This is a genomic window from Streptococcus australis (genome assembly GCF_901543175.1).
In the GTDB taxonomy this organism is placed as follows: domain Bacteria; phylum Bacillota; class Bacilli; order Lactobacillales; family Streptococcaceae; genus Streptococcus; species Streptococcus australis_A.
The window spans coordinates 1,641,217-1,665,957 of the sequence record NZ_LR594040.1; the positions used below are offsets into that span (position 1 = coordinate 1,641,217).

Sequence of the window (24,741 nt, forward strand, 5' to 3'; positions counted from 1 at the left end):
CTATCTCCTGTCCTTGCTATGCAGTACGACTACATAGCCATCTGGGCAAGTCACCGAAACTTCCCTATCTATATATTCGTTAGAAGCGTACACTTTTTTAAAGAAAAAATTCTTCTCAGTCAACTCATACTTGGCCCCGAGAATGGTCAACTGACTATCCCGAACCGGCATAAAGGCTAGATAGTCATAGTCTAAGCGTGGTTGAAGCTGACTAGACCCTTCTGGACAATAGCTAATCAAGTTTTGCCCATCCTCAATCGCTATCTGGCGCATATAAGGTGCCAACTTGGGATTGCTAGGTAGAAAAACATTGGCCAGCATGTGGTCAATGCGACCACCAAGAGCACCGAAAATAGTGACTTGAGCCTGAGAATTTTGCTCAAAGATGGTTAAGAGAGCCAATTCCAAATCGGTATCATCTTTTTCTGGCTGAGCTTGAACAAAGCGCAGGGATTGATTTTGAATCAACTGACGTTCCTCTTCAGTGACAGAATCAAAATCCCCAACTGCTAGAGCGAGAGGCAGGTCTTCTTCCAAGACCCAGAGCGATCCTCGATCCACACCGACAAAGCAGTCAAAATCCGTCCGATAATGACCACGGTCTCCGCCTGCAAAAACTGCAACCCTAGTCCAGTTGTTTTCGGAGAGTTTGCACTCGTTCATTGACATCTCCCTTAAAGACATAGGATCCTGCTACAAAAACGGTCGCACCAGCTTCTTTGGCTTGCGCAATGGTTTGATCATCAATCCCACCATCCACTTCAATCTCAAAGTTCAAGGCTTTTTCCTCACGAAGGGCAACCAACTCATGAATCTTATCCATGGTTTCTGGCAGAAAAGCTTGTCCACCGAAGCCAGGATTCACTGTCATGACCAAGACTTGGTCCACTAGGTGAAGGACGTGCTTGATAGCCTCAACAGGTGTGCCAGGATTAATGACAACAGATGGCTTGACACCTAGAGAACGAACCTTTTGGAGGGCACCATGGATATGAGGTGTTGCCTCTACGTGAATGCTGATGATATCTGCACCTGCACGCGCAAAGTCCTCTAAATGGTGCTCAGGATTAGCTACCATCAAGTGGCAGTCAAAGACCATCTTGCTATGAGGACGAAGAGCTTCAACCACACCAGCACCAAAGCTGATTTGTGGCACAAAGTTACCATCCATGATATCGATATGGGCATATTCTGCACCAGTTGCTTCTAGGCGTTTGATTTCACGTTCAAAGTTGGCATAATCTGCTGCCAGAATTGACGGAGCAATCTTGTATTGAGACATAGGTTTCTCCTTATTTTGGAATTTTTTTGCTGACTTTTTTATAGGTTTCTCTGCGATTTTCAATCTCACTGAGGAATTGTAGGTAATTGTCAAAACGGAAGCTGGCAATGATGCCCTCTTCTACAGCTGGTTTAACAGCACATGCTGGCTCATGGGTATGGGTACAAGTACGGAACTTACAGTTTCGACTGACAGTGGCAATTTCTGGAAATGCCTGATTGAGGTCTTCCGTCGTTGACACTTCATAGTCCAGTGATGAAAATCCTGGCGTGTCCGCGATTTTACCACCATTGAGATTGTAAAAGCTAACAGCTCGAGTGGTATGGCGACCACGGCCAAGACTATCTGAGATTTCTCCTGTTTCAAGATTAAGGTCTGGTGCGATTTTGTTAAGAAGAGTTGACTTCCCAACACCTGTCTGCCCCATAAAGACTGTCACCTTGGCTGTCAAAAGCGGTAAGAGTTCTTCCTTACTAGTCACAAAGTCGTAACCAATAGCACGATAGGTTTGTTGGTAAAAATTCAGTTCTCCCCTATCGTCCAACAAATCCATTTTAGAAATATAGACGATGGGATGGATGCCCTTGCGCTCCAAAAGAACCAAGAAGCGATCCAATAAATTGCTATTAAAATCCGGCTCCTTAGCCGACATGATAACCACAGCTTGGTCAATATTGACAATAGGCGGACGGACCAGGCTATTTTTCCGTTCGTGAATCTTGAGAATGTAACCTTCTGAGTTCTCCTCTGCAGAAAAATCTACCCAATCCCCAACATAGGGGGTATGACCTTTTTTACGAAAATTCCCGCGCGCACGCGTCTGGTAAACTTGACCCTCACTCTCCACATAGTAGAAGCCCGCCAAGGCTTTAATGATTTGTCCCTGCATCTTAGAATCCTTGTCCTTTAAGCGCATCTGCTAAACTAGCAAATTCTGCCAAGCTGAGAGCTTCTCCACGTACACTTGGTGACAAACCTGCTTGATCCAAAGCCTTGGTCAACTTTTCCTTGATTTCCTCAGTCTTGCCAAAATAGCCTGTCAGGTTATTCCACAAGGTCTTGCGACGATGAGTGAAACTAGCCTTGGAAACCTTAAAGAAGAGCTGCTCATCTTCTACTGCTACCGCAGGTTCTGGGCGGCGGACCATTTTCAAGATAGCTGAGTCCACGTTTGGCGCTGGCACAAAGACCGTACGAGGCACGATAAAGGCAACCTTGGCTGTCATGTAATACTGGACAGCAATCGACAAACTACCGTAAGCCTTGGTATTGGGTTGAGCGGAGATACGATCCGCCACCTCTTTTTGCATCATGACGACAAACTCACTAAAAGGAATGCCACTTTCAATCAGGTGCATGAGGATAGGCGTCGTAATGTAGTAAGGTAAGTTGGCTACTATCTTGATTGGCAAATCAGGATTTTTGAAATTCTGGATATGCTGGGCCAAGTCAACCTTGAGAATATCCTCATTGACTACGGTCACATTGTCAAAATCACGCAGGGTATCTGCCAAAATCGGTACCAAACGGTGGTCAATCTCAAAAGCCATGACCTCAGCTGCGCGCTCAGCCAAAAACTCCGTCAAGGCACCAATTCCTGGTCCAATCTCGATGACATTGACCTGGTCATCAATTTCAGCCGTATCGACAATTTTTTGAAGGATATTGGTATCGGTCAAAAAATTTTGTCCGAAGGACTTTTTAAAGGTAAAACCGTGACGCTCCAGCACTGCCTTGGTCACGCTATAATCTGCAATTCTCATTTATTCTCTTTTCTAATATGAACGACGATATATCCAAACAAATTCATTTCCTCTAGAACTCTGATGAATCAGGTCTTTTAAATAGATATTGGGATTCGTCAGTTCTTTTGTTTCTGTATGATAACTTGCTATTGTCTGCCCACCATGTCGGAGAAGCCATTCTGTATCCAATCTAGGCAAATATCTATCCTTTTGAAGGAAGTCACAAAATTCCTCTACTGTCATATCCTCAGGAACTTCAAATTCTACCTCATGAGGCAATACATCATCCCCCATACAGATAGACTCTCTATCAACGATTATTTTCATAACACTCTTTCCTCACAAATTTCTATTTGAATACTATCAAAATGAATCCCCTAGAAATAAATCTACTTACCTCTATTGTAACACATTCCCTTTGTATTTTCGGGTTATCTGGTTATTGTTATCACTTTTCAGGACTCTGCAAACAGATTTCGATATCTAAATTTCTTTCCACTATTAAAGTAAGCATAAAATTTATTTTTCTAATCCTTTATGAATTGTCTCTTGAAAAAGTCAGGCGTTCAAGCAAAGAATAGAGTTTTTCTTGCTCCTCTTCTTCGTAAGCAGGTGCATTTGCTTTTACTTCCCTGCATTTCTCGTCATACAAAAATCCTTCATAGCGATCTTCTGTAGATAAAGCTGTATAAACTTTGGCCATTTCTTCAGGACTAATCGAAAATTTCGACTTAATTTTATACAGATTTTTCATAAAAGCGCTGAGGTGATCATAGCGACGCATATCAACTTTGACATTGGTCACACGGATTGCCTGAACCTTGACACCTTTCCAATGTTTCCGCATATAAAGCGACAGCATCAACAAGGCCAGTTTATTTTGATAATAAGTCTTGGCAGGACTGTAACGTTTTTGACCAGATAAATTTTCAAAATCAAGTTTCATGAAAGGATAAAGCACCAGCCCTTGAGAAGAAATATTAATAATCCGACCACTCTCAGACTTTTCCAATAAACCTTTCAACAAGATAGAAAGCAAGAAAGGGGCGACAACATTGGTCGCAAATTGCTTTTCTAAACCATCCTTAGTCAGGATGGGCTTTTTGACCGATAAATCAAAATCAGCCGCATTGTTAATTAAAACATCTAAAGTATCTTCTTTTTGGATATACTGTTCCGCTGCTTTCCTGACACTCTTCATATCAGATAGATCAACCAAGATATAATCTACATGCGGATTTCCTGTTTGTTGACGGATTTTCTCACAGGCTTGCTCAGCAGCTTCTTTTCGCCGGCAAAATAGGGTCACTGACCAGCCCTTTTCAGCTAACTGTTTAGCAGCCTGGTAGCCAATACCACTATTGCCACCCGTAATAATCACTTTTTTCATTTCTGACTCCCTTGGACTGAATACTTAGTCATAACCTCTTCCACTTCTGCCAAGGTCACTCCAAATAACTCTAAACGCTTGAGCAACTGCTTGCCGTTGGAATAGCCGATGCGGAGCTGTTCGCCCAGATACTCTCGGCGCTTACGACTGTCTGCTCCCGCTAGGAAACCAAGGCGAATCAAGTCGCTGCGACTAATGTCAAACTCGTTCTCGTTTTCAAATTGTTCTGTCACCTGAGCCAGCGCTGTTTTTAGATCTTCATAGCTGGCGTGTTCGATTCCCAGAGAACGCCCCTTAGCCTTGGACTTGGGAACCGCTTCATCTCGTTTGAGAAAAGCATGCTGCACTGTTGGAAGGGCCGTCATAATCATGCGACGAATGCGCTCACCGTTAAAGTCAGGATCTGTAAAGACAATGACTCCATGCAATTCATGCAGGCGCTGAATGCGTTCTATATCCTGGTCATTTATGGCGGAACCTCGTGTTTCATAGGTCTCTACATCAAAGTAACGTTTGAGATTGGCCGTATCATCGCGACCTTCGACCACGATGACTTGGGAAATTTTTTCTTTCATCACTTGCTGTCCAATCCAAAAATCCGCTCTGCATTTGCAGTCGTTGCTGCTGCTAGCTCTTCTGCCGTCATGCCGCGCAAGTCAGCGATAAAGTCCACCACATAGCGTGTGTAGGCTGTTTTGTTTTCACGGCCACGTTTAGGAACAGGAGCCAGGTAAGGTGCATCCGTTTCTACCAAAATCTTGTCCAAAGGAAGTTCCCTAGCAGCCTCTTGGATATCCGTCGCTTTCTTAAAGGTCACCACACCTGAGAAAGAAATGGTCATGCCAAGCTCGACAAACTTCTCCGCCCACTCCAAAGAGCCTGAGAATGAGTGCATAATTCCACCACGAGGACCAACGCCCTCGCTCTTGATAATCTCATAAGTATCTTCTAGCGCATCACGGGTATGGACCACAAAGGGCAAGTTCAAATCCTTAGACAGCTGAATCTGACGACGAAAAACCTGTTCCTGCACTTCCTTAGGTGCTGTCATCCAATGGTAGTCCAGACCAATCTCACCTAAAGCAACAACCTTGGGATGTTTTAGCTTTTCAAGCAAGTAAGCTTCGACCTCGTCTGTGTATGTCCCTGCTTCCGTCGGATGCCAGCCAACAGTCGCGTAGAGTTGTTCATACTCATCTGCTAACTCCAGGGCACGTTCAATGGTCGGCTTGTCAAAACCAACAATGTTCATCCGAGTCACGCCCATCTCAGCAGCCAAGGCGATTTCTTCGGCCTCACGTCTTGCAAATTCTTCTACATTTAAATGTGTGTGCGTATCAAAAATCATCTCTTCTAACCTCATTTTCTTCCATCTATTATACCAAAAATAGCATCCCTCGGCTTGTAAAAATATTCTAATACCAATCATTCTCCCTTGACTGCTCTTTTTCAAAGCAGTATAATAACACTTATTGAAATTTTCAGCAAAGGAAAAGAAAATGTTTAGAAAATTAAAATATACCTTTATCGGTCGACCACTCAAGTCTCTCACAGACGGCGAAGGGGGATTACTTGGAAAAATGCAGGCACTTGCAATGTTATCCAGTGATGCCCTGTCTTCTATTGCCTATGGACCTGAACAAGTCATTCTCGTATTAGTCAGTCTCTCTCCTCTTGCTATTTGGTGGAGCCTCCCTATCGGTATTTTTGTCCTCTTACTGCTCGCTAGTTTGACGATTTCCTATCGTCAAATCATTCATGCCTATCCTCAAGGCGGAGGGGCTTATATGGTCACTCGGGAAAATCTCTCCCCTGAACTGGGCTTGATTGCAGGGGGTAGCCTCCTTGTTGACTATATGCTTACAGTAGCCGTATCCGTTGCGTCTGGAGCTGATGCTATTACAGCAGCCATCCCTACCCTCCATCCTTATAATCTTCATATCTCTATTTTCCTAGTCTGCCTGCTCATGCTCTTGAATTTAAGAGGATTGAAAGAATCTGCCAGCTCACTGATGATTCCCGTCTACCTCTTTATCTTCAGTACTGTCTTTCTCTTGCTCTATGGATTCTTTCAACTAGTAACTGGTTCTCTCAGCTATCAGGCAACTTCCCCTATTGGGCATACTGTTCCGAGTCTGTCTATCGTTCTCATCCTAAGAGCTTTTACCAGCGGATCTGCCTCTCTGACAGGGGTTGAAGCTATTTCAAATGCCGTTCCCTTTTTCAAGGCTCCAAAAGAAAAGAATGCTGCTCAAACCTTGACCATTATGTCACTGATTTTAGGATTTCTTTTTGCAGGCATCACCTTCCTAAACTACTGGATGGGGATTATGCCTCAACACGGTGAAACAATACTTTCACAAATGGCCAAGGGGATTCTTGGTGATTCATTCTTTGGTCATGCTAGCTACTATCTCTTCCAGTTCTCGACAGCCTTGATTTTGGCCGTAGCTGCAAATACTGGATTTTCGGCCTTCCCTATGCTGGCTTACAATATGGCTAAAAACAAATACATGCCCCATCTCTTTATGGAAAAAGGAGACCGCCTGGGCTACTCCAATGGAATTTTAACTCTGGCTTTTGGGGCTATGATTCTTCTTCTCATTTTTAATGGCAATACCGAACGCTTGATTCCTCTTTATACTATCGGGGTCTTCGTTCCCTTCGCCCTATCTCAGACTGGGATGATTCGCCATTGGAAAAAGGAAAAAGGGGCCAACTTCTTAAAACCTGCTCTTGCTAATATCCTTGGGGCCATCATTTGCTACGCTATTGTGCTAATCCTGCTCTTTTTCCGTCTCAGTGATATCTGGCCTTTCTTCCCGATTATTCTCGTACTCACTCTACTCTTCTTGGCAATTCACAGTCATTACCAAAAAGTAGCCCGACAGCTGCGACTCTATGAAGGAAGCGAAAAACGTACTTACGACGGCAATCTGGTTCTGGTCTTAGTAGGAAATGTCACCCGAGTCAGCGTCGGAGCCATTAACTACGCTCAAAGTATCGGTGACGAAGTGTTGGCCATGCACATTTCTACTAAAGAAACTGCCGAAAAAGACCAAGAAATTCTCCAAGAATTTGCCGATTACTTCCCAACCATTACTCTAAAAAACATCAAGACCAGCTACCGCGACATCATCACCCCTACTGTCAAGTATGTCAAACGGATTTCCGAGGAAGCTCAGAAAAAGAACTATACAATCACTGTCCTCGTCCCCCAGTTTATCCCTAATAAACCTTGGCAAAATATCCTGCACAATCAGATGAGTCTCAAACTCAAATACGCCCTTCGTTGGCACCAAGACATCGTTGTCGCTAGCTACTCTTATCACTTAAAAGAATAAAGAAAAGGCCCTACCAGAACCAATAAGCGTCTGGTAAGGCCCTTTTTCTGAATCCAGTCACTAGGCTTATACTCTTCAAACCACGTCAGCTTCACCTTGGATTATATATGTGACTGACTTCGTCAGTCTTATCTGCAACCTCAAAACAGTGTTTTGAGCTGACTTCGTCAGTCTTATCTACAACCTCAAAGCGGTGCTTTGAGCAACCTGCGGCTAACTTTCTAGTTTGCTCTTTGATTTTCATGGAGTATTAACTGAAAAGAATGACTAGGCATATTATTGAATGTGGTTAGCTAAATCTTCCTGAGCTTTTTTGTTGGACTCAGCTTTTTCTTTTTGCCATTTTTCATAAAGCTCTTGATACTGTTTCGCAGTTACGGGCTCCTTTTGCAACTCAACATATTTGTAGTTGTCCGCATCCCCTTTGTGTCCGACAAATGAGAAGGCTCCTGTGAATGGCACAGTCTTACGGAAAATTGGATTTGCTCCACCACTTTGAACAGGTAGGAAGAGAGCACTATCTGTTAGCCAAGCTTGAACTTCAGCAAATTTTTCATAGCGAGCTTGAGTATCTGTGATTTCCGCATCAGCCTGATCCAAGAGTTTCTTATAGTCAGAAAGACCAATCTTGTCCTTGATATTATTGTCTTTTCCTGGGGTCAAACCAAGATTTTTTAACTGAGAACCAGAGTCTGGATCCAAGAGATCAAGATAGGTCCTAGGATCAGAGTAATCTCCGCTCCAGCCTGAGATGTCGATGTCATAGTCCTTTTGTTCAGCTGTGTCAGCAAAGAAGGTTGCGTTGTCTTTCTCGTCTGGAGACAATTGAATCACATCGATAACAATATTATCTGATCCAAGTGTCTCTTCAACTGTCTGCTTGAAAGAACTTGCTTGCTGTACGTCTAACTTGGCAGTCTGGTCTACTGGCATGTCTAAATGGATCGGGAAGGTAACACCTTCTGCCTGCAAACTTTCTTTAGCTTTAGCAAATTCTGCCTTGGCTTTATCAGCATTCAGGAAGGCAGGTTGAGCGTCGTTCAGATTGATATTTGACCACTCTGTACCATAGTTGACCATCTTTTCATTAACAGCATCCCCGAAGTTTTTGCCACCGATTTGAACAAAGTTGCTTGGTGTGACAGTGTTTCGAAGGATACGGTCAGCTCCATCTTCTCCATTAGTCTGGGCAGCGTAGGCATGACGGTCAAAGGCAAAGTTAATCGCCTGACGGAAATCTTTATTTTGCATAGCTAGACGCGAATCCGCCTTTTCTTTATCCGTCTGTTTCATGGTTTGATTGTAACTTTGACGGTTGACATTGAAAAGATAATAGAAGGTCACAGCGTTTTGAGGAGTATAAGTAATCTTATCCTCATTTCCTTTTTTCAGCTGGTCAAAGACAGAACTTGTCGGGAAGATACGTCCGTCTGTGTAGTTGCCTTCTAAGAATCCTCGAGCCAAACTATCTTGGTCTGAACCATCATAGAAGGAAAGTTTTACCTTCTCAATCTTCACATTGTCCTTATCCCAGTAATTAGGATTCTTTTCAAACTCAATTAAAGATTTTGATGTGAAAGACTTGAACAAGTATGGCCCATTGGACAGGATGCTAGATGGGGTAACACTTCCAAAATCGTCTCCCTTAGATTTCAAAAAGGCTTCATTGACAGGACTCAAAATTCCTCCGGTTGTCTTCGAATTCCAATAAGACTCCGGCTTGTTCAAAGTATATTGAAGAGTATAATCATCCACAGCCTTGACTCCAACAGTCTCAAAGTCAGATGTTTTTCCCTCAACATAGTCTGCCAAACCCTTGATTGAGTCTTGTACCAAGTACAAGTTTTCTGCCTTTTTATCAGCTGCATACTTAAGACCGGTCACAAAGTCATGAGCTGTCACTTCAGCATATTCTTCTCCCTCAGAGGTATACCACTTAGCTCCTTGGCGGATTTTGTAGGTATAGGTCAAACCATCTTTTGATACTGTCCATGACTCTGCCATAGAAGGGACGAGGTTCCCGTACTGATCATTTTCCAACAAACCATCGATCAAGTTTGTCGTAATACTAGAGGTCGATCCACGTGTTGAAGTGATATAGTCTAATGTATCTGGATTACTTGCAAATACATACGAGTAAGTTTTATCTGCAGCATTTGACTGCGTCGAGCTACAAGCCACCATCAAGAAGCTTGCACTCAAAATTCCAGCCCCTAGTAGGAGGGCTTTTGATTTCTTCATAACTGTTCTCCATTTTTATAGTATGTGAAATATTATACACTATTTCAGCAAAAATATAAAGCATTTACAGACTGATATTATAGAAAAAAAGAAAAGCCAGTAGACTCGAGTTCCTACTGACTTCTTTGTTGAATTCGTTTGGATTAAGCAGCCAAAACTTTGCGTCCTTTACGACGACGAGCTGCCAATACGCGACGACCGTTTTTAGTTGACATACGGTTACGGAATCCGTGTTTGCGCGCACGACGAAGTTTACTTGGTTGATAAGTACGTTTCACGATGAATACCTCCTCATAGATTTTGTATTCGTTTAGCCGGCTATAAAGTGATCAGTTACTAAACATACTTTACTATTCTATCTGATTCTGCCACTTTTGTCAATAGCTCCAAGCAAATGTTTTCGAGCTTTTCCTATGAAAGCCCTTATTGAAAGCCCTTATCTGAAACAGTTAACAGTAACATTCTCTTCAGATGCTAATAAATCAGTAAAAAATAATTCTTGCCAACATGCATTTCCTATATTGAATCCACCGATTTCATATCCCAAACTGTCTACAAAAATTAGCATTCATTTCTAACAATTCTTTAAAAGGAACTATTTTTCTAACTGCACCTGATGGAGTGTATTCCATTGACCAAATAAAAGGATAGGTCAGAACAACTTCATTTGTTTCAAGCGATAAATCTAATTTGAACAAATCTGGTACTATAAGTTCTTGATAAAATGTGTCTAACTGACTTGTCGTAACCCAATATAAAAATCCCTTGTAATCTATCTCCAAATCCTCCCATTCTAATGTATCAGGGGCGAAATATTCTATTGAATTTAATTTTTCAATATTTATTGCAAATAGACCACCCAAGATATCATAAGCTATCAAACAACGCTCAGGATTATAACATCTTGAAAACAATTCATTGCAATAGATGAAACCATTCTCTGAATCATTCCCCAAAATCTTTAAATAACCATTAACAGTTATATAAGAAAAATGTTTTAAGATAAACTTCAGCTCTTGTGGTGTTTCTATACTGTCCGTTATTTTTTTATTAAATTCTAAAAACTTAATATCATTGGAACTTTCATCAAATTTTTCAAGAATCTCTTTCATAGTTGGCATTTTATTTACCTATTATCCTCTATTCATCTTTACTCTTGTAGTTCATAGTTACTAATGTTTATAATATTAAAGTTTCTAAGTTCAGAATGTCTAATCAATTCTAACAATAAATTCTAATCTTTCAGGATATTATACTTGCCCAGTATTCTTCCAAGGAAATAAAAATCTCAGAGAGGTAACGTTTAAATCATAAAAACGTTCGCTTTCTCTGAGATAAAACGCTAAAATCTAGTTGAACCTTATAGAACCCCTATCTACGATACTGTTTCAAGAAACGAGTCATCTTTTCTTGGATTTGTGCTAATTCGTCCACACGAGGAAGGTAAACGATACGGAAATGGTCTGGTTCTTGCCAGTTAAAGCCGCGACCATGAACCAAGAGAACCTTTTCTTGTTTCAAGAAATCAAGCACAAACTGTTCATCATCATCGATGCGATACATATTACGGTCGATTTTCGGGAAGATATAAAGACCCGCCTTAGGCTTGACTGCGGACAAACCAGGAATATCCTGAATGGCATTATAGATAAAGTTTCTTTGCTCATAGATACGACCACCAGGAAGGAGCAATTCGTCCACCGACTGGTGCCCACCTAGCGAGGTTTGTACTACCTGCTGGGCCAAAACGTTGGAGCAAAGGCGCATGTTAGACAGCATATTGAGCCCTTCGATATAGCCCTTGACATGGGTCTTAGGTCCGGACAAGACCATCCAACCCACACGAAAACCAGCGATACGGTGGGATTTCGAAAGACCGTTCATGCTGACGCAGAAGACATCTGGAGCCAGACTTGCTACCGGTGTATGAACATGTCCGTCCATCACCATGCGGTCATAAATCTCATCCGCAAAGATAATTAAGTCGTTTTGACGTGCAATCTCAATAATCTCCAACAAGAGTTCCTTGGGATAAAGGGCTCCAGTTGGGTTATTTGGATTGATAAGGACAATGGCCTTGGTATTGGAAGTGATTTTTGACTTGATATCGTCAATATCAGGGTACCATTCTGCAGCCTCATCACAGATATAGTGAACGGCATTTCCCCCAGCTAGGCTGACAGCGGCTGTCCAGAGAGGATAGTCTGGCATAGGCACCAGGACCTCATCTCCATTGTCCAAAAGCCCCTGCATGGACATGACAATCAGCTCACTGACACCATTTCCAAGGTAAATATCATCAATATCCACATTTGGGAATTTCTTCAGTTGGCAATACTGCATGATGGCCTTACGGGCTGAGAAAATTCCTTTAGAATCAGAGTATCCTTCGCTATCACGCGCGTTCATAATCAAATCATGAATGACCTCATCCGGCGCTGTAAAGCCAAATTCTGCTGGATTCCCTGTATTCAGGCGTAAAATCTTTTCTCCATTTGCTCGCATCCGCATGGCTTCTTCCAAAACAGGGCCACGGATATCATAAGCCACATGCTCTAGCTTGCTAGATTTGTTAAATTCTTTCATCTTTTTTCCTCAATTCGTCAGGATAGTAACATTATACCACTAGAAAGTCGCTGCGACAAGCTTCCATAAACAAGGAAGCAAAAGAAAAAGTATTGACAATGGGAATCCTCACCAATTTTCTTTTATTTATATATACGCACTAAGTTTATGACCAACAATATGATTTAAAATATGATTTTTACTTTACTTCTTTAGTGAAAAGGGTTACAATAAAAGTAAGAAAATTTCAGGAGGTTTCATTATGGCACAACGTTACCAAAATGTTATGGTCGCAATTGATGGTTCTAAAGAAGCAGACTTAGCTTTCGTCAAGGGTGTTTATACCGCTCTACGCAATGAATCTAAGCTCACCATTGTCCATGTTATTGACACACGCGCTCTTCAAAGCGTATCTACCTTTGATGCTGAAGTTTACGAAGAACTCCAAGTCGACGCTGAAAGTCTTATGAAAGAGTACGAAAAACGCGCAAGAGATGCTGGTGTGACTGATATTCACATCGTCATCGAAATGGGAAATCCAAAAACCCTCCTTGCTCGTACTATTCCAGACGCTGAAAATGTTGACTTGATTCTCGTCGGTGCAACGGGCCTTAATGCCTTTGAACGCCTCTTGGTTGGCTCTTCATCTGAATACATCCTCCGCCATGCAAAAGTCGATTTGCTTGTCGTGAGAGAACAAGAAAAAACATTATAAGAACACAAAGGGAGCCTACTAGGCTCCTTTTTTCTTACTTATTTCTCTCTTTGTGGCGCTCATAAGCCTTGACTTGTCGTTGAATTTCTTTTCTAATAGCAGCTTCTGGAGCATACTTTTCCTCCCAGTCATCTGGTTTTAAAATTTTATGAGTAACTGGATCAAAATGAGCTTTTCCATCAGGGAAGATTTTCCCCATATTCGCCTCGTGAACAATGTCAAAGATACGTTCCGGATCTACTCCCATCAAGACAAAGCTACCATAGGTAAAGTAGAGGGTATCGAGCAAGGCATCAACTTGTCCAATCAAATCTTTTTGGGCAGGTGTCTTTTTCACCACTTTCTCTACCGCCTTATCAATCGCCTCGTGCATGCTTGCAAGCGACTGCTGGAATTCTTCCTCTGAAGAACTTGCTGCACGAACAAACTCCACTAATTCTTCAATTTTAAAGTCTGCACGATGGGTCGCCCCTTCAATATCCCATGCTTGCGGCTCTTCTTGAGTCCGCTCATCCATCATGTGGTGGAAGGTCTTGACTTTATTAAAGTGGTAGTCCCGACTGACAAACACTTTTTCTGAAGCTAAAACGCCAAAGTGCTCAAGCGCCTTGTGGATACCATCTTGTTGGTTACTTGCAGTGATGTGTTTGGCAACCTCTTTGACGCTGTTACTGCCATTTCCCATGGCTACAGACATGCCGACACCCGCCAACATTTCCAGGTCATTGTCTGAATCTCCGAAGGCCATGACTTGGTTGAGGTCGAATCCATATTCTTTCCCAATTAGGCGAATTCCTTCTAATTTTGAATTCCCTTGGTTGATGATATCTGCTGCGAAAGGATTGCTTCGAGTCAATTTCAAATCTTCAAAATCACTTGCAGCTTTCTCAGATTCTTCAGGAGTCATCAGCATTAACACTTGATAGATTGGCTCATTAATCAAGCGAAGCAGGTCATCTTCCTTTTGAGGGACTGCCTTACTAACCATTCGATTAAAGGAACGGCTAACGGTTCTTGTTAAGACAGTCGGGATAAAACGGCTAACCAGCTGTGAAAAGGATCCGAGACCAAAGGACATAATTTTAGAGCCAACAACTGCATGCTCCGTTCCAAGAGCGATTTCTTTACGCTCCTTCTTAGCATAAGCAATCAGTTGACGTAGACTTGACTTAGCAATCGGACTAGCAAAGAGCACCTTTTCTTTATTAAAGATGTATTGGCCGTTGTAGGTCACTGCAAAATCCAAGTCTAAATCTTCCATCAATTCCTTGACAAAGAAAGGTCCCCGTCCTGTCGCCACTCCAACAAGCACCCCTTGCTCTTTCACGATCCGAATCGCGTCCTTAGTGGATTTCAAAACACTCTTACGATCGTTGACTAGCGTTCCATCGATATCAAAAAAAACAGCTTTGACTTCCATCCTATTCCATTCTCCCCTTTTGTGTTACAATGATTATACCACATTTCAGAAGGAGTGACTAAATCATGCCTAAGAAAATCCTTGTTTTACATACAGGTGGGACTATTTCCATGCAGGCAGACGCCTCTGGCGCAGTTGTGACTAGTCAGGACAATCCCATGAACCATGTTTCCAATCCACTTGAAGGGATTGAGGTTCATGCCCTAGACTTTTTTAATCTGCCAAGCCCTCATATCAAACCCAAGCATATGCTTGCACTCTATCATAAAATCAAAGAGGAAGCTGATAACTACGATGGAGTTGTCATCACACATGGTACAGATACCTTAGAAGAAACAGCTTACTTCCTTGATACCATGAAAATTCCTCCCATCCCCATCGTTCTAACAGGGGCCATGCGTAGTTCAAACGAACTTGGTAGCGATGGTGTTTATAACTATCTGAGCGCTTTACGAGTTGCCAGCGATGATAAAGCAGCCGACAAGGGCGTTTTGGTCGTCATGAACGATGAGATCCACGCAGCCAAGTATGTTACCAAAACTCATACGACCAACGTCAGCACCTTTCAAACCCCAACACATGGACCACTTGGCCTCATCATGAAGCAAGAAATCCTCTACTTCAAAACGGCCGAACCTCGTGTCCGTTTTGATCTCGAGCATATTCAAGGTCTGGTTCCCATCATCTCAGCCTATGCAGGTATGACAGACGAGCTGATCGATATGTTAGACTTGGAACAACTGGATGGCCTAGTCATTCAGGCCTTTGGAGCAGGCAATGTTCCCAAAGAAACAGCTCAAAAGTTGGAAAATCTCCTCCAAAAAGGAATTCCAGTCGCCTTGGTCTCACGATGTTTTAATGGTATTGCTGAACCTGTCTACGCCTACCAAGGTGGAGGAGTGCAGTTGCAACGAGCTGGTGTTTTCTTTGTCAAAGAACTCAACGCTCAAAAAGCTCGCCTCAAATTATTAATCGCCCTTAATGCTGGACTAAAAGGACAAGCCTTAAAAGACTATATGGAAGGCTAAGCCCCTTCTCTAGAACGCAAAATCAGGAAATCTTCACGATTCCCTGATTTTTTCTATTTACGTTTTCGTGTCGAACGACGCTCTGTCAAGCCATGAGGTAGGAGAACTTCACGCTCTTCCAATTCTTCCTTATGCATAATCTTAGTCAACATACGCATGCTGATAGCACCCAAGTCATAAAGAGGTTGGGCAACTGTCGTCAAGTTTGGACGAGTGTATCGTGCAATTTGAGAGTCATCAGTTGTAATAATTTCAAACTCTTCTGGCACTGAAACACCATGATCTGACAGCCCATTTAGCACACCTGCTGCCAATTCGTCACCAGTCACAACTGCTGCTGTGGCTTGTGATGAAATCAATCGTTCTGCCAAGGTATAACCATCGTTATAGCTATATTTTGATTCAAAGACCAAGCCCTCGCTATAAGGAATTCCCGCTTTTTTCAAAGCTTCCTTATAACCAATCAAACGAACCTTGCCATTGATATCATCGACAAGTGGGCCACTCACAAAAGCAATTTTCTCATTTTCTTTGAGAAGATAGCTCACTGCGTCAATCGTTGCTTGTTTGTAGTCAATATTAACACTTGGCAACTGGTGTTCGATATCCACAGTCCCTGCAAGGACAACTGGTGTCCGAGAACGAGAAAATTCTGAACGAATCTTTTCAGTCAAGTGATAGCCCATAAAAATGATCCCGTCAACCTGTTTTGAAAAGAGAGTATTAACTACTGAAACTTCTTTTTCATCGTCTTCGTCACTGTTGGCTAGGACGATATTGTACTTATACATCTCTGCAATATCATCAATCCCCTTAGCAAGTGTTGAAAAATAACCATTAGTAATGTTAGGAATTACAACACCAACTGTCGTGGTTTTCTTGCTGGCCAAGCCACGCGCTACCGCATTTGGACGGTAGTCAAGACGATCAATCACCTCTAGAACTTTTTTACGAGTATTCTCTTTGACGTTCTTATTTCCGTTCACTACGCGGCTAACAGTTGCCATGGAAACACCCGCTTCACGAGCAACATCATAAATCGTTACTGTATCGTCTGTGTTCATTCCGTTTCCTTTCTATATTGAAAATTTCGCTTTCACGCATCTGTTTACTCCATTTTATCACTTATTGTAAACACTTTCAAGTATTTTTTAGAGAAACTTTGAAAAAATTTCACAGTCTATTCTCATTTTGAAAAAGCAAGTAGGTTTCCTTGATTTTTGAACTTTTTTACTGTATCATAAGAAAAACAAAGGAGGGAGAGGCTATGGCTTTTACAAATACCCAGAGACGTTCGGCCAGTTTTGGCGTTGTAACCAGCTTGCCTGATGATGTTATTGACTCTTTATGGTTTATTATCGATCATTTTTTGAAAAACGTCTTTGAATTAGAAGAGGAACTCGAATTTCAACTGCTCAATAACGAGGGAACCATCACCTTCCATTTCTCTAGTCAACACCTACCGACTAGTATCGACTTTGATTTTAATCATCCCTTCGATCCTCTTTATCCTCCTAAGGTCCTTGTTTTAGACATGGACGGTAGAGAAACCATCCTCCTTCCTGAGGAAAATGACCTATTTTAAAAACTCTAGCTTCTCGGCGCAAACTGCTGAGGAACTAGAGTTTTCTTTTTCTAATAAATGGATCGACTGACAACTAGACCGTTGGGCTTTGTATACTCTAAATCAAGGTAATCCTGATAAGTCCCTGGCACAATGAAACCTTGAGGACTCAATATATCAGTCCCAGCTTTTCCCACGATAGAGTCTGCCAGCAAGACACAATTGGTACTGAGAACAAAGTAGGTCTTAAACTCGGATGAGCTGAATTTATAAAGCATCGCATCCGCTTCCTGTTTCAGTTGGTAGGAGTAGGTATGCTTGACCTCTCCCTCTCTTCTTTTTATCAACTGAGAGCTTGGTTTCCAAGGAATTAACAGGTCTTCTATCTCTGCTAAGCGAGCTTGGATAGCTGCTTTCTGTTGGGCTGTCAAACTCAGACCATAAGCAAACAAAGTCTTCTGACTCTCCCTCTTACAAAGCTCAATGTATTTTTCCCGATTAGCCTTAAACAAAACACCGTCTCCAACCATGCCGAATAAACGCTCCGAGTGAGGATCATACGAACCATAGGAAATAACCTGCCCTTGATAACAAATATCCACATGTCCCATGGCGAGGAAGAAGGAGGTTTCTGAGGTATGGATAAAAATTTCCAGATCAACCGTCTGGTCGTTTTTTCTTTCCGAATGAACTTCCCCTTCTTGGCTTTCATGATTTGCCAGCCACTCATTTAGTTTTCGCAAGGTGCTGATAGGAATCAGAGCCGTCACAAAGATAGGCAGGGTCATTCGCATACGTCGCTTCAGCTTGGGATTGTTTTCTATCCTTTCAAAAAAGAAACCGTCCCGAAGGCTACTAGCCCCTAGCATGAGCAAGTAAAACCCAAGCAAGAGCAATTCAAAATTCGCTGCATCGTGAAAAGGAGAGATGCTATAAAGACCGAATCCTATCATCCATACAGCATCGAAGAGATGGTGAAGACGAGGATGAATGGCATTTTTTCGATAGAGAGACCATGTCACAAGACTAATGCCACCCGTAAACAGCTGGTAGCTCGCAATGACAAAGACTAGGAGATAGAGGGCAAAGTCTTGCAAGATGATAGAGTCAAACATGAGAGCCACAACCACCAGCTTGGCCAAGGTTACAAAGATATTTTCCCGACGTTTTTTATCCTGAAACCAGCGAGTCAACAAGTGCCAAACTGCTGATAAGGAAAAGTAGCCCATCAGCAACTGGTACCCCATCCGCGGAATAACTTGTCCAAAACAAATCAGGAGAAGCCCCAAAGTAATAGCAAGCAGTCCCTCCCCGATACTCTTCCACTTACTATAGGTCTCGGAAAGTTTAGGCATTTCCTTGCTCCAACTGGTCAACCAAGTAGCGAATTGGTTGTTTTAAGATTGGATGGATAAAATGGGGAGCTATTTCCACTAACGGCTCAAGGACAAAGAGGCGTTCTGCTACGTAAGGGTGAGGCAAGATAAGGTCGTCTGTATAAATGACCTGGTCCTCCACAAAAAGCAGGTCCAAATCAATCAAGCGAGGCCCCCAATGCACTTCTCGAACCCGTCCCATTTCTGACTCAATGCTTAACAAGGTCTCTAACAAGACTGGTGCTGGTAGCCAGGTTTCTACTTCAATCACCTGATTGGCAAAACTATCTTGCTCCACACCGCCCCAAGGCTCCGTCGTCAAAACACTGGATTCTTTGAGAATATGGATGCCGCGAGCTCGCAGTTTGTCGATAGCTTGTTCCAAGTTTGCTTGCTTATCGCCCATATTGCTTCCTAGGCCGATAAAGGCCCGTTGCTTGCGACGGTGAATGGTTACCGAGCAAGTATCTAGTGGCAAATGCACCGGTGCCCAAGGTTTTTTGAGTTCCAGTTCAATCTCTTGGACAAGGGGATAGGCCTCAAAGGTACGCTCTACTAGTTTGTAGGCTACCGTTTCAATCAAATCCTCAGTGTTTTCCTGAAACCAAGTCTTCCACTGTTGGCAAAGTTCTCCATAGTGGACAGAAGAAGTCAAATCTAACTCAGTCGCTGCCTTGGTCATATCATAGGATAAGCTTGCGGAAATAACAAACTTCTGCCCCAATTCCTTCTCACTTGGAAAGAGTCCGTGATAAGCAAATATTTCCAAATCTTTAATCTTTAGCTGATCCATAACTAGTCCTTTCTAGAAAAATCCGCTTATAGCGGATTCTTTTATAGTCCCATAAGACGATAAGCCTGATCTCGGAGATCCTTATCTGTCTCAAATAGGCCACGAGCAACTATTGTCAAAGTTGCAGTTCCTGGTTTTCGAACACCACGCATACTCATACACATATGCTCCGCTTCAATCACAACAAAGGCTCCCTTAGCCCCCAGATAGTCCATCAAGGCATCAGCCACTTCAATATTCAAACGTTCTTGAATTTGTGGCTTTTTCGAATAAACTTCAACCGTACGAGCTAGCTTGGACAAGCCTGCCACACGACCGTCTGGAATATAGGCAATGTGCGCTCTCCCATAGAAGGGCAAGAAGTGGTGTTCACACATGGTGTGGAAAAAGATATCCTTCTCCACCACCATATTATCGTCAATAATCTCAAAGGATTTTGACAAATGTTCCTCCGCAGTTTGACCAAGACCTGAAAAAATCTCTTGGTACATACGAGCTACACGAGCAGGTGTTTCTTGTAATCCTTCGCGGTTAGCATCCTCACCAACAGCCTCGATAATCATTTTTACAGCCGCTTCAATTTTTTGTGTATCCATTCTCTAGTTATTCCTCTCCATTAGGTAGGCTCTCACTTGGCTCAAGAAATACAAGGAACCCGTGACAATCCTAACTGTTTGTTTCTCTTCATCTACTTTCAATTTTTGTTCTAAAAACTCCTGCCAACTTTGGTAGTTAAGTTTTCGAGAAGCTGCAATTTCTTGCATCACTTTCGCATCAGTAGCTCGACTATCTTCAAAATGAGTCAGAGTCAGTTGACTATTTGGCACCGACTCCAGCAAATCCAACATATCCTCCAAAGCCTTGGTTTTGATACAGGTAAAGAGAATTTCCTTATGATAGTCCGCAAATCGTTCTTGCAAGGTTGCTAATAAAGCCTTGATAGCATGGGGATTATGGGCCCCATCCAAAACCATCAAGGGGTCGCCAGACAGAACCTCCAAACGCCCTGGCCATCTGGTTTCTTCCAAGGCTTGAGCAACCAAGTCATTGCTAGCTAATTCTCGCCCAATCTCTTGGCAACAAGTGTCTAGAAGAGCAAGCGCCATCCCTGCATTCTCGATCTGATGCAAACCAAGTAGACCTGTCTGGAAATGACCTTGTCTGACAGCACTTGTATAGTCAAAGACCTCACCTGTCACCACACTTTCTTGATGACAAACCTGATAATCTGTCCCATAGGCAAGTCTCGGTGCATGTTTAACTTCTGCCATATGGTCGATAACAGCCAAGGCTTTTGGAGCTATGCGACCTGTCACCAAAGGAACACCTTGCTTGATAATCCCAGCCTTCTGCTCTGCTATGGCTTCCAAGGTATCACCCAGTAGGGCTACATGGTCCAAGCCAATGGTCGTGATGCCTGTCAGAATGGGCTGGCAGACATTGGTACTATCCAGAAGTCCACCCATGCCGACTTCCATGATAGCCACATCAACTTTTTCAGTGGCAAAATAATCATAAGCTAGGGCTGTGATAATCTCAAACTCGGTCGTTCCTTGTAAAGCAGCACCCTTCTCCCCCTCGAGTATAGCACGATAGTCTGCCATCATGGTTTCTAGTCTCGCTTCTGGGATGGATATCCCGTTGATGCTAATTTGGTCTGTGTAATGAATGAGATAGGGCGAGCTAAAGACTCCAACTTTCAGCCCCATCTTTTCCAGCATAGTTTTCAGAAAAGCAATGGTCGAGCCCTTGCCGTTGGTTCCACCGATGTGGATGACCTTGAGTTTGAGATGGGGATTGCCTCGTAGTTCTAGGAGTTCTACCATCCGTTCCAAACCAAAATGCGGTTGGTCTGTCCGATAGTGGGCAATCCACTGATTGTTTTGAATTTCTTTCATCTTACTTGTATTGTTTTAAATCTAGATTTTCCGCATCATCTGCCAAACGAATGGCTGACGCAATTTCAACTGCCATCTTATGACTGACTACGTCATGCACGCGCACCACTTCTACACCCTGTCTCGCAGCGATACTCGTTACATGAGCCGAAGCGGTGTCCCGATTGCGGAAACCGACTTCCGTCTCAGGATTGACTTCGAAGTCATTCTCCTCAAGGATATTGATAACAAATCGCTTGCGCGAAACACCGAGAAAGATTGGATAGCCCTGCTGATGCAGTTTGTCAAGATCCCTTAGAAGGAGCAGATTCTCTTTCTTGGTCAGACCAAATCCAATTCCTGGATCCAACATGATCTTATCTTTTGCAATCCCAGCTTGATCTGCTCTCGCCAAAGCTCGTTCAAAGAAAGCTGTCATCAATTCTTCTACTGGTAGTTGTTCAAAGTCTGCCAAGTCTTCATTTGTAAAAGGCTCTCCTAAGCCAAAACGAGGAAATATGAGCGAACTAGGGTGTTGAGGTCGAGCCATAACTGGATTAAACATGATGACCACTTGCGCTCCCGCTTTGGCAACCACATGAGCCATTTTTTCATCACCCATGAGCCCAGTGATATCATTTACCAGATTGGCACCAGCTTCCAAAGCAGCCTCTGCTACCTGACTCTTCCAAGTATCGATGGAAATGAGGACATCACTTTCCTTACGGATAGCTTTAATCACTGGAACAACACGCTGGATTTCCTCTTCTATCTCTACATAGCTGCTGCCCGGACGAGTCGATTCTCCACCGATATCTAGCATGCTCGCTCCTTCAGCTATCAATTTACGGGCTTGCTGGAGCGCTTGGTCAACAGCAAAAAACTGTCCACCATCCGAAAAGGAATCTGGGGTTACATTGATAATTCCGCAAATGGCTGTTTTTGCCTGACTAGCTTTATTGGACATAGGGTCACTCCTCAAGGTTTTTCACCACATTATTTCTCTATTTTACCATAAAAAGAAAAAGATGGATACGCTAGCATTCATCTTTTCCAAGTAAGGAAATGCTTTAGAAAGGCAAGCCTAAATTTCGACTAATCAAAACCAGTAAAGCCAGCAAACAAAAGGCGATACCATTGACAATCATATGAAGCAAGATTGACATCTCTAAACGTTCTGTTCTGTAGGCTGTCCAAGTTAAAACTGTCGACATTCCTCCATAGATAAGGAGAGAAGGCAGATTGGTCGGTGTGTGGAGCAAGGCAAAGACGACTGCACCTACAAGATAACCCAGCTTCTCCTTCCCGCGAAAGATCTTTTTAGGGATAATTCCACGACACAATATTTCCTCACAAATGGGAGCAATCAGAACCAGTAAGCAAAAACTGGAAATCAGCGAGCTATTCTGAACCAGATTATTAATAGTTGATTGATTGCCGGTCGTAGATTCATTCATCAGACGAAGCAAAGCTGCACCAAACAAATTGTTAGCAAAAATCACTAGATAACTCAACACCAAGCGAGCCAGGTCTTTTGCCTTGAAAAAAGAAAGATTGAAGGTCGCAAGTTCTGTTTTTCGCGCACTAAAGATAAAAACAATTAGAATAGCAACCGACAGTAAAGCCACTAGGAGTCCTGACTGGAGGAGCGGGAATTGTCTAGCGGATAAAAGGGCAGATAAAATTAAGGGAAGTTGGGATAATACCAGTCCTATTAAAAAAATCAACACCCATATTCCTCTATCCAGAATTTCTTGCCAGATACTTTTTTTCTTCATGATATACCTCCTTATAATAAAAAGGGGAGGCCCCCCTTTCTATATTATACCATTTATAGCGCCATGCTGATATAGTTCAGAATAAACAAGGCATCCAAAATCCAAATCATCATGTGCACATCCTTGGCTTGCCCTTTGATAACTTTTGTCAAAGTATAAGTCAAGAAACCAACTGCGATCCCTTGAGTGATTGAGTAGCTGAATCCCATGAAGATAGATGTAAAGAAGGCAGGAACAGCCTCAGCCATATCATCCCACTGGATGTTTTTCAAGCTACCAAGCATCATGATTCCAACGATGATCAAAATTGGTGCTGTCGCAGATGATGGAACAATCGCCAAAAGTGGACTAAAGAAACTTGAAATAGCGAAGCAAATCGCAACTACCAAGGCAGTCAATCCAGTACGTCCACCTGCACCGATACCAGCAGCAGACTCAATATAAGTTGTTACGTTTGAAGTACCCGCAATCGCACCGATAGAGGTACCAATCAAGTCAGAGTAAAGAGCCTTATCCAGCTTATCTGATTGGTGATTTTCACCAGTTGTTGCTACGATACCAACTTTTTCACCCGTACCAATAAGAGTACCGATTGTATCGAAAATATCTGTCAATGAGAAGGCAAGGATAGCCATGAAGGTTTCAGGCAAACGAGCTGTATCTGAAAATAGTGCTCCTAGGCCTTCCGAACCAAGTGCTGCACCGAAGATTGTCTTCAAACCTTCCACTGCAGCGCCGAAGTTATTGCTAGAAAAGTCAATGTTAGATAGGTTCACTAAACCAACAGCAATAGCAAGAACAGTCGTTGTGAGGATAGAAAGGATAATTCCTCCCTTGATTCCCTTAATAACAAAGAAAATCGTAATTGCAAGACCAGCAAGCGCAACCAAAACAGCTGGACTATTAAAGTCTACTAAACCTGGCACCGCTGCAGAGTTCGCTGTAATTGCAGCTTGCGCCTTATCCGCTCCTTCTCCAGCAACAGTATAAGTTCCTGGGTCGATCGAGAATTTCAAAAGGCCAGCATTCTTAATCCCTACATAGGCAAGAAAGACACCGATACCCGCGGAAATAGCGGAGCGAAGTGCAGTAGGAATAGATTCAATGATCATTTTACGAACATTCGTCAAGGTAATAATCAATGAAATAATCCCACAGATAAAGACCATTGCCAAGGCTTCTTGCCATGAATAACCAAGCCCGAAAACAACTGTAAAGGTAAAGAAGGCGTTGAGTCCCATACCTGGTGCCTGAGCGTAAGGCAGATTAGCATAGAAAGCCATCATCAAGGTACCAGCTACCGCACCGATAATCGTTGCAAGAAAAACACCTTGAGCAGGCATACCAGTCTGTGAAAGCATTTGAGGGTTTACAAAGAGGATATAACTCATTGCAAAGAAAGTTGTTAAACCAGCGAGAACTTCTGTACGAACATCTGTTCCGTTCTCTTTTAGTTTAAATAGTTTGTCCATCATAAATCTCCTTTTGTTTTTTACGAACAATGTGAGTATTATACCATTTATAATTCACCTTTTCAATATGTTTGTTTGAATTATTTAACCAAATGGAATTTTTATTTTTTGTTTTGAGTCTGTTTTTCTTCTTTCTTTTTGATATAATAGT

The 24,741-nt window shown here is 42.6% G+C and carries 25 protein-coding genes; 4 read left to right on the top strand and 21 right to left on the bottom strand.

Translation table 11 applies throughout. From position 1 onward, the window contains the following. The 8 genes from FGK98_RS08460 to FGK98_RS08495 form a co-directional block, all read right to left on the bottom strand. On the bottom strand, positions 1–663 hold the full coding sequence (locus FGK98_RS08460; RefSeq protein WP_138100810.1) for a thiamine diphosphokinase: 663 nt from the start codon (positions 661–663) through the stop codon (positions 1–3). Further along, positions 626–1,282: a ribulose-phosphate 3-epimerase gene (gene rpe, locus FGK98_RS08465; protein ID WP_138100811.1), complete on the bottom strand. Its 657-nt coding sequence runs from the start codon at positions 1,280–1,282 to the stop codon at positions 626–628. The genes FGK98_RS08460 and rpe overlap by 38 nt, the downstream gene beginning before the upstream one ends. Before the next feature lie 10 nt (positions 1,283–1,292). Next, complete coding sequence (gene rsgA / locus FGK98_RS08470) at positions 1,293–2,171, bottom strand: ribosome small subunit-dependent GTPase A (RefSeq protein WP_138101060.1); 879 nt, start codon at positions 2,169–2,171, stop codon at positions 1,293–1,295. Between the two features lies 1 nt (position 2,172). Next, positions 2,173–3,045, bottom strand: coding sequence for a 16S rRNA (adenine(1518)-N(6)/adenine(1519)-N(6))-dimethyltransferase RsmA (rsmA, locus tag FGK98_RS08475; protein ID WP_138100812.1), 873 nt, complete (start codon positions 3,043–3,045; stop codon positions 2,173–2,175). Positions 3,046–3,057: 12 nt separating this feature from the next. Beyond that, a complete protein-coding gene (locus FGK98_RS08480; protein ID WP_138100813.1) occupies positions 3,058–3,354 on the bottom strand; it encodes a hypothetical protein in 297 nt (98 codons plus the stop codon). A gap of 208 nt (positions 3,355–3,562) precedes the next feature. Next, positions 3,563–4,417 (bottom strand): SDR family NAD(P)-dependent oxidoreductase, encoded by an 855-nt coding sequence (locus FGK98_RS08485; protein WP_138100814.1) that lies wholly within the window; start codon positions 4,415–4,417, stop codon positions 3,563–3,565. Then, positions 4,414–4,992, bottom strand: a complete 579-nt coding sequence (gene rnmV / locus FGK98_RS08490; RefSeq protein WP_138100815.1) for a ribonuclease M5 — start codon at positions 4,990–4,992, stop codon at positions 4,414–4,416. The genes FGK98_RS08485 and rnmV overlap by 4 nt, the downstream gene beginning before the upstream one ends. Beyond that, positions 4,992–5,765: a TatD family hydrolase gene (locus tag FGK98_RS08495; RefSeq protein WP_138100816.1), complete on the bottom strand. Its 774-nt coding sequence runs from the start codon at positions 5,763–5,765 to the stop codon at positions 4,992–4,994. Before FGK98_RS08495 ends, rnmV begins: the two co-directional genes overlap by 1 nt. A 151-nt stretch (positions 5,766–5,916) precedes the next feature. On the opposite strand from FGK98_RS08495, the gene FGK98_RS08500 reads away from it, so the two are divergent. Further along, positions 5,917–7,761 (top strand): APC family permease, encoded by a 1,845-nt coding sequence (locus FGK98_RS08500; RefSeq protein WP_138100817.1) that lies wholly within the window; start codon positions 5,917–5,919, stop codon positions 7,759–7,761. Positions 7,762–8,037: 276 nt separating this feature from the next. On the opposite strand, the gene FGK98_RS08510 is transcribed toward FGK98_RS08500, so the two are convergent. The 4 genes from FGK98_RS08510 to FGK98_RS08525 all read right to left on the bottom strand — a co-directional run bounded on the left by FGK98_RS08510 (position 8,038) and on the right by FGK98_RS08525 (position 12,588). Further along, entirely contained in the window at positions 8,038–10,002 is a 1,965-nt protein-coding gene (locus FGK98_RS08510) for a peptide ABC transporter substrate-binding protein (protein WP_138100818.1), read from the bottom strand. Between the two features lie 143 nt (positions 10,003–10,145). Beyond that, positions 10,146–10,280: a 50S ribosomal protein L34 gene (gene rpmH / locus FGK98_RS08515; RefSeq protein ID WP_000831905.1), complete on the bottom strand. Its 135-nt coding sequence runs from the start codon at positions 10,278–10,280 to the stop codon at positions 10,146–10,148. 258 nt (positions 10,281–10,538) lie between these two features. After that, entirely contained in the window at positions 10,539–11,123 is a 585-nt protein-coding gene (locus FGK98_RS08520; protein WP_138100819.1) for a DUF2625 family protein, read from the bottom strand. Positions 11,124–11,373: 250 nt separating this feature from the next. Further along, entirely contained in the window at positions 11,374–12,588 is a 1,215-nt protein-coding gene (locus FGK98_RS08525; RefSeq protein WP_138100820.1) for a pyridoxal phosphate-dependent aminotransferase, read from the bottom strand. A gap of 241 nt (positions 12,589–12,829) precedes the next feature. On the opposite strand from FGK98_RS08525, the gene FGK98_RS08530 reads away from it, so the two are divergent. After that, positions 12,830–13,282 carry a universal stress protein gene (locus FGK98_RS08530; RefSeq protein WP_138100821.1) on the top strand — a complete coding sequence of 151 codons (453 nt, stop codon included), beginning with the start codon at positions 12,830–12,832 and terminating at the stop codon, positions 13,280–13,282. 34 nt (positions 13,283–13,316) lie between these two features. On the opposite strand, the gene FGK98_RS08535 is transcribed toward FGK98_RS08530, so the two are convergent. Further along, positions 13,317–14,702 carry a Cof-type HAD-IIB family hydrolase gene (locus FGK98_RS08535; RefSeq protein ID WP_138100822.1) on the bottom strand — a complete coding sequence of 462 codons (1,386 nt, stop codon included), beginning with the start codon at positions 14,700–14,702 and terminating at the stop codon, positions 13,317–13,319. A gap of 65 nt (positions 14,703–14,767) precedes the next feature. Here FGK98_RS08535 and FGK98_RS08540 point away from each other — a divergent pair, with 65 nt between their 5' ends. Continuing rightward, positions 14,768–15,730 carry an asparaginase gene (locus tag FGK98_RS08540; protein ID WP_138100823.1) on the top strand — a complete coding sequence of 321 codons (963 nt, stop codon included), beginning with the start codon at positions 14,768–14,770 and terminating at the stop codon, positions 15,728–15,730. A gap of 53 nt (positions 15,731–15,783) precedes the next feature. On the opposite strand, the gene ccpA is transcribed toward FGK98_RS08540, so the two are convergent. Then, complete coding sequence (ccpA, locus tag FGK98_RS08545) at positions 15,784–16,794, bottom strand: catabolite control protein A (RefSeq protein ID WP_138100824.1); 1,011 nt, start codon at positions 16,792–16,794, stop codon at positions 15,784–15,786. Between the two features lie 203 nt (positions 16,795–16,997). On the opposite strand from ccpA, the gene FGK98_RS08550 reads away from it, so the two are divergent. After that, complete coding sequence (locus FGK98_RS08550; RefSeq protein WP_138100825.1) at positions 16,998–17,315, top strand: DUF960 domain-containing protein; 318 nt, start codon at positions 16,998–17,000, stop codon at positions 17,313–17,315. A gap of 50 nt (positions 17,316–17,365) precedes the next feature. On the opposite strand, the gene FGK98_RS08555 is transcribed toward FGK98_RS08550, so the two are convergent. The 7 genes from FGK98_RS08555 to FGK98_RS08585 all read right to left on the bottom strand — a co-directional run bounded on the left by FGK98_RS08555 (position 17,366) and on the right by FGK98_RS08585 (position 24,590). Next, positions 17,366–18,649 carry a DUF308 domain-containing protein gene (locus FGK98_RS08555; protein WP_138100826.1) on the bottom strand — a complete coding sequence of 428 codons (1,284 nt, stop codon included), beginning with the start codon at positions 18,647–18,649 and terminating at the stop codon, positions 17,366–17,368. Beyond that, a complete protein-coding gene (folK, locus tag FGK98_RS08560; RefSeq protein WP_138100827.1) occupies positions 18,642–19,463 on the bottom strand; it encodes a 2-amino-4-hydroxy-6-hydroxymethyldihydropteridine diphosphokinase in 822 nt (273 codons plus the stop codon). The genes FGK98_RS08555 and folK overlap by 8 nt, the downstream gene beginning before the upstream one ends. A gap of 41 nt (positions 19,464–19,504) precedes the next feature. Next, on the bottom strand, positions 19,505–20,059 hold the full coding sequence (folE, locus tag FGK98_RS08565; protein ID WP_138100828.1) for a GTP cyclohydrolase I FolE: 555 nt from the start codon (positions 20,057–20,059) through the stop codon (positions 19,505–19,507). 3 nt (positions 20,060–20,062) lie between these two features. After that, the gene (locus tag FGK98_RS08570; protein WP_138100829.1) at positions 20,063–21,361 is read right to left on the bottom strand and encodes a bifunctional folylpolyglutamate synthase/dihydrofolate synthase; all 1,299 of its coding nucleotides are present in this window, start codon (positions 21,359–21,361) and stop codon (positions 20,063–20,065) included. 1 nt (position 21,362) lies between these two features. After that, the gene (gene folP, locus FGK98_RS08575) at positions 21,363–22,307 is read right to left on the bottom strand and encodes a dihydropteroate synthase (RefSeq protein WP_138100830.1); all 945 of its coding nucleotides are present in this window, start codon (positions 22,305–22,307) and stop codon (positions 21,363–21,365) included. A gap of 103 nt (positions 22,308–22,410) precedes the next feature. After that, positions 22,411–23,118: a CPBP family intramembrane glutamic endopeptidase gene (locus tag FGK98_RS08580; RefSeq protein ID WP_138100831.1), complete on the bottom strand. Its 708-nt coding sequence runs from the start codon at positions 23,116–23,118 to the stop codon at positions 22,411–22,413. A gap of 53 nt (positions 23,119–23,171) precedes the next feature. Next, positions 23,172–24,590, bottom strand: coding sequence for an NCS2 family permease (locus FGK98_RS08585; RefSeq protein WP_138100832.1), 1,419 nt, complete (start codon positions 24,588–24,590; stop codon positions 23,172–23,174). Between the last annotated feature and the right edge of the window lie 151 nt (positions 24,591–24,741).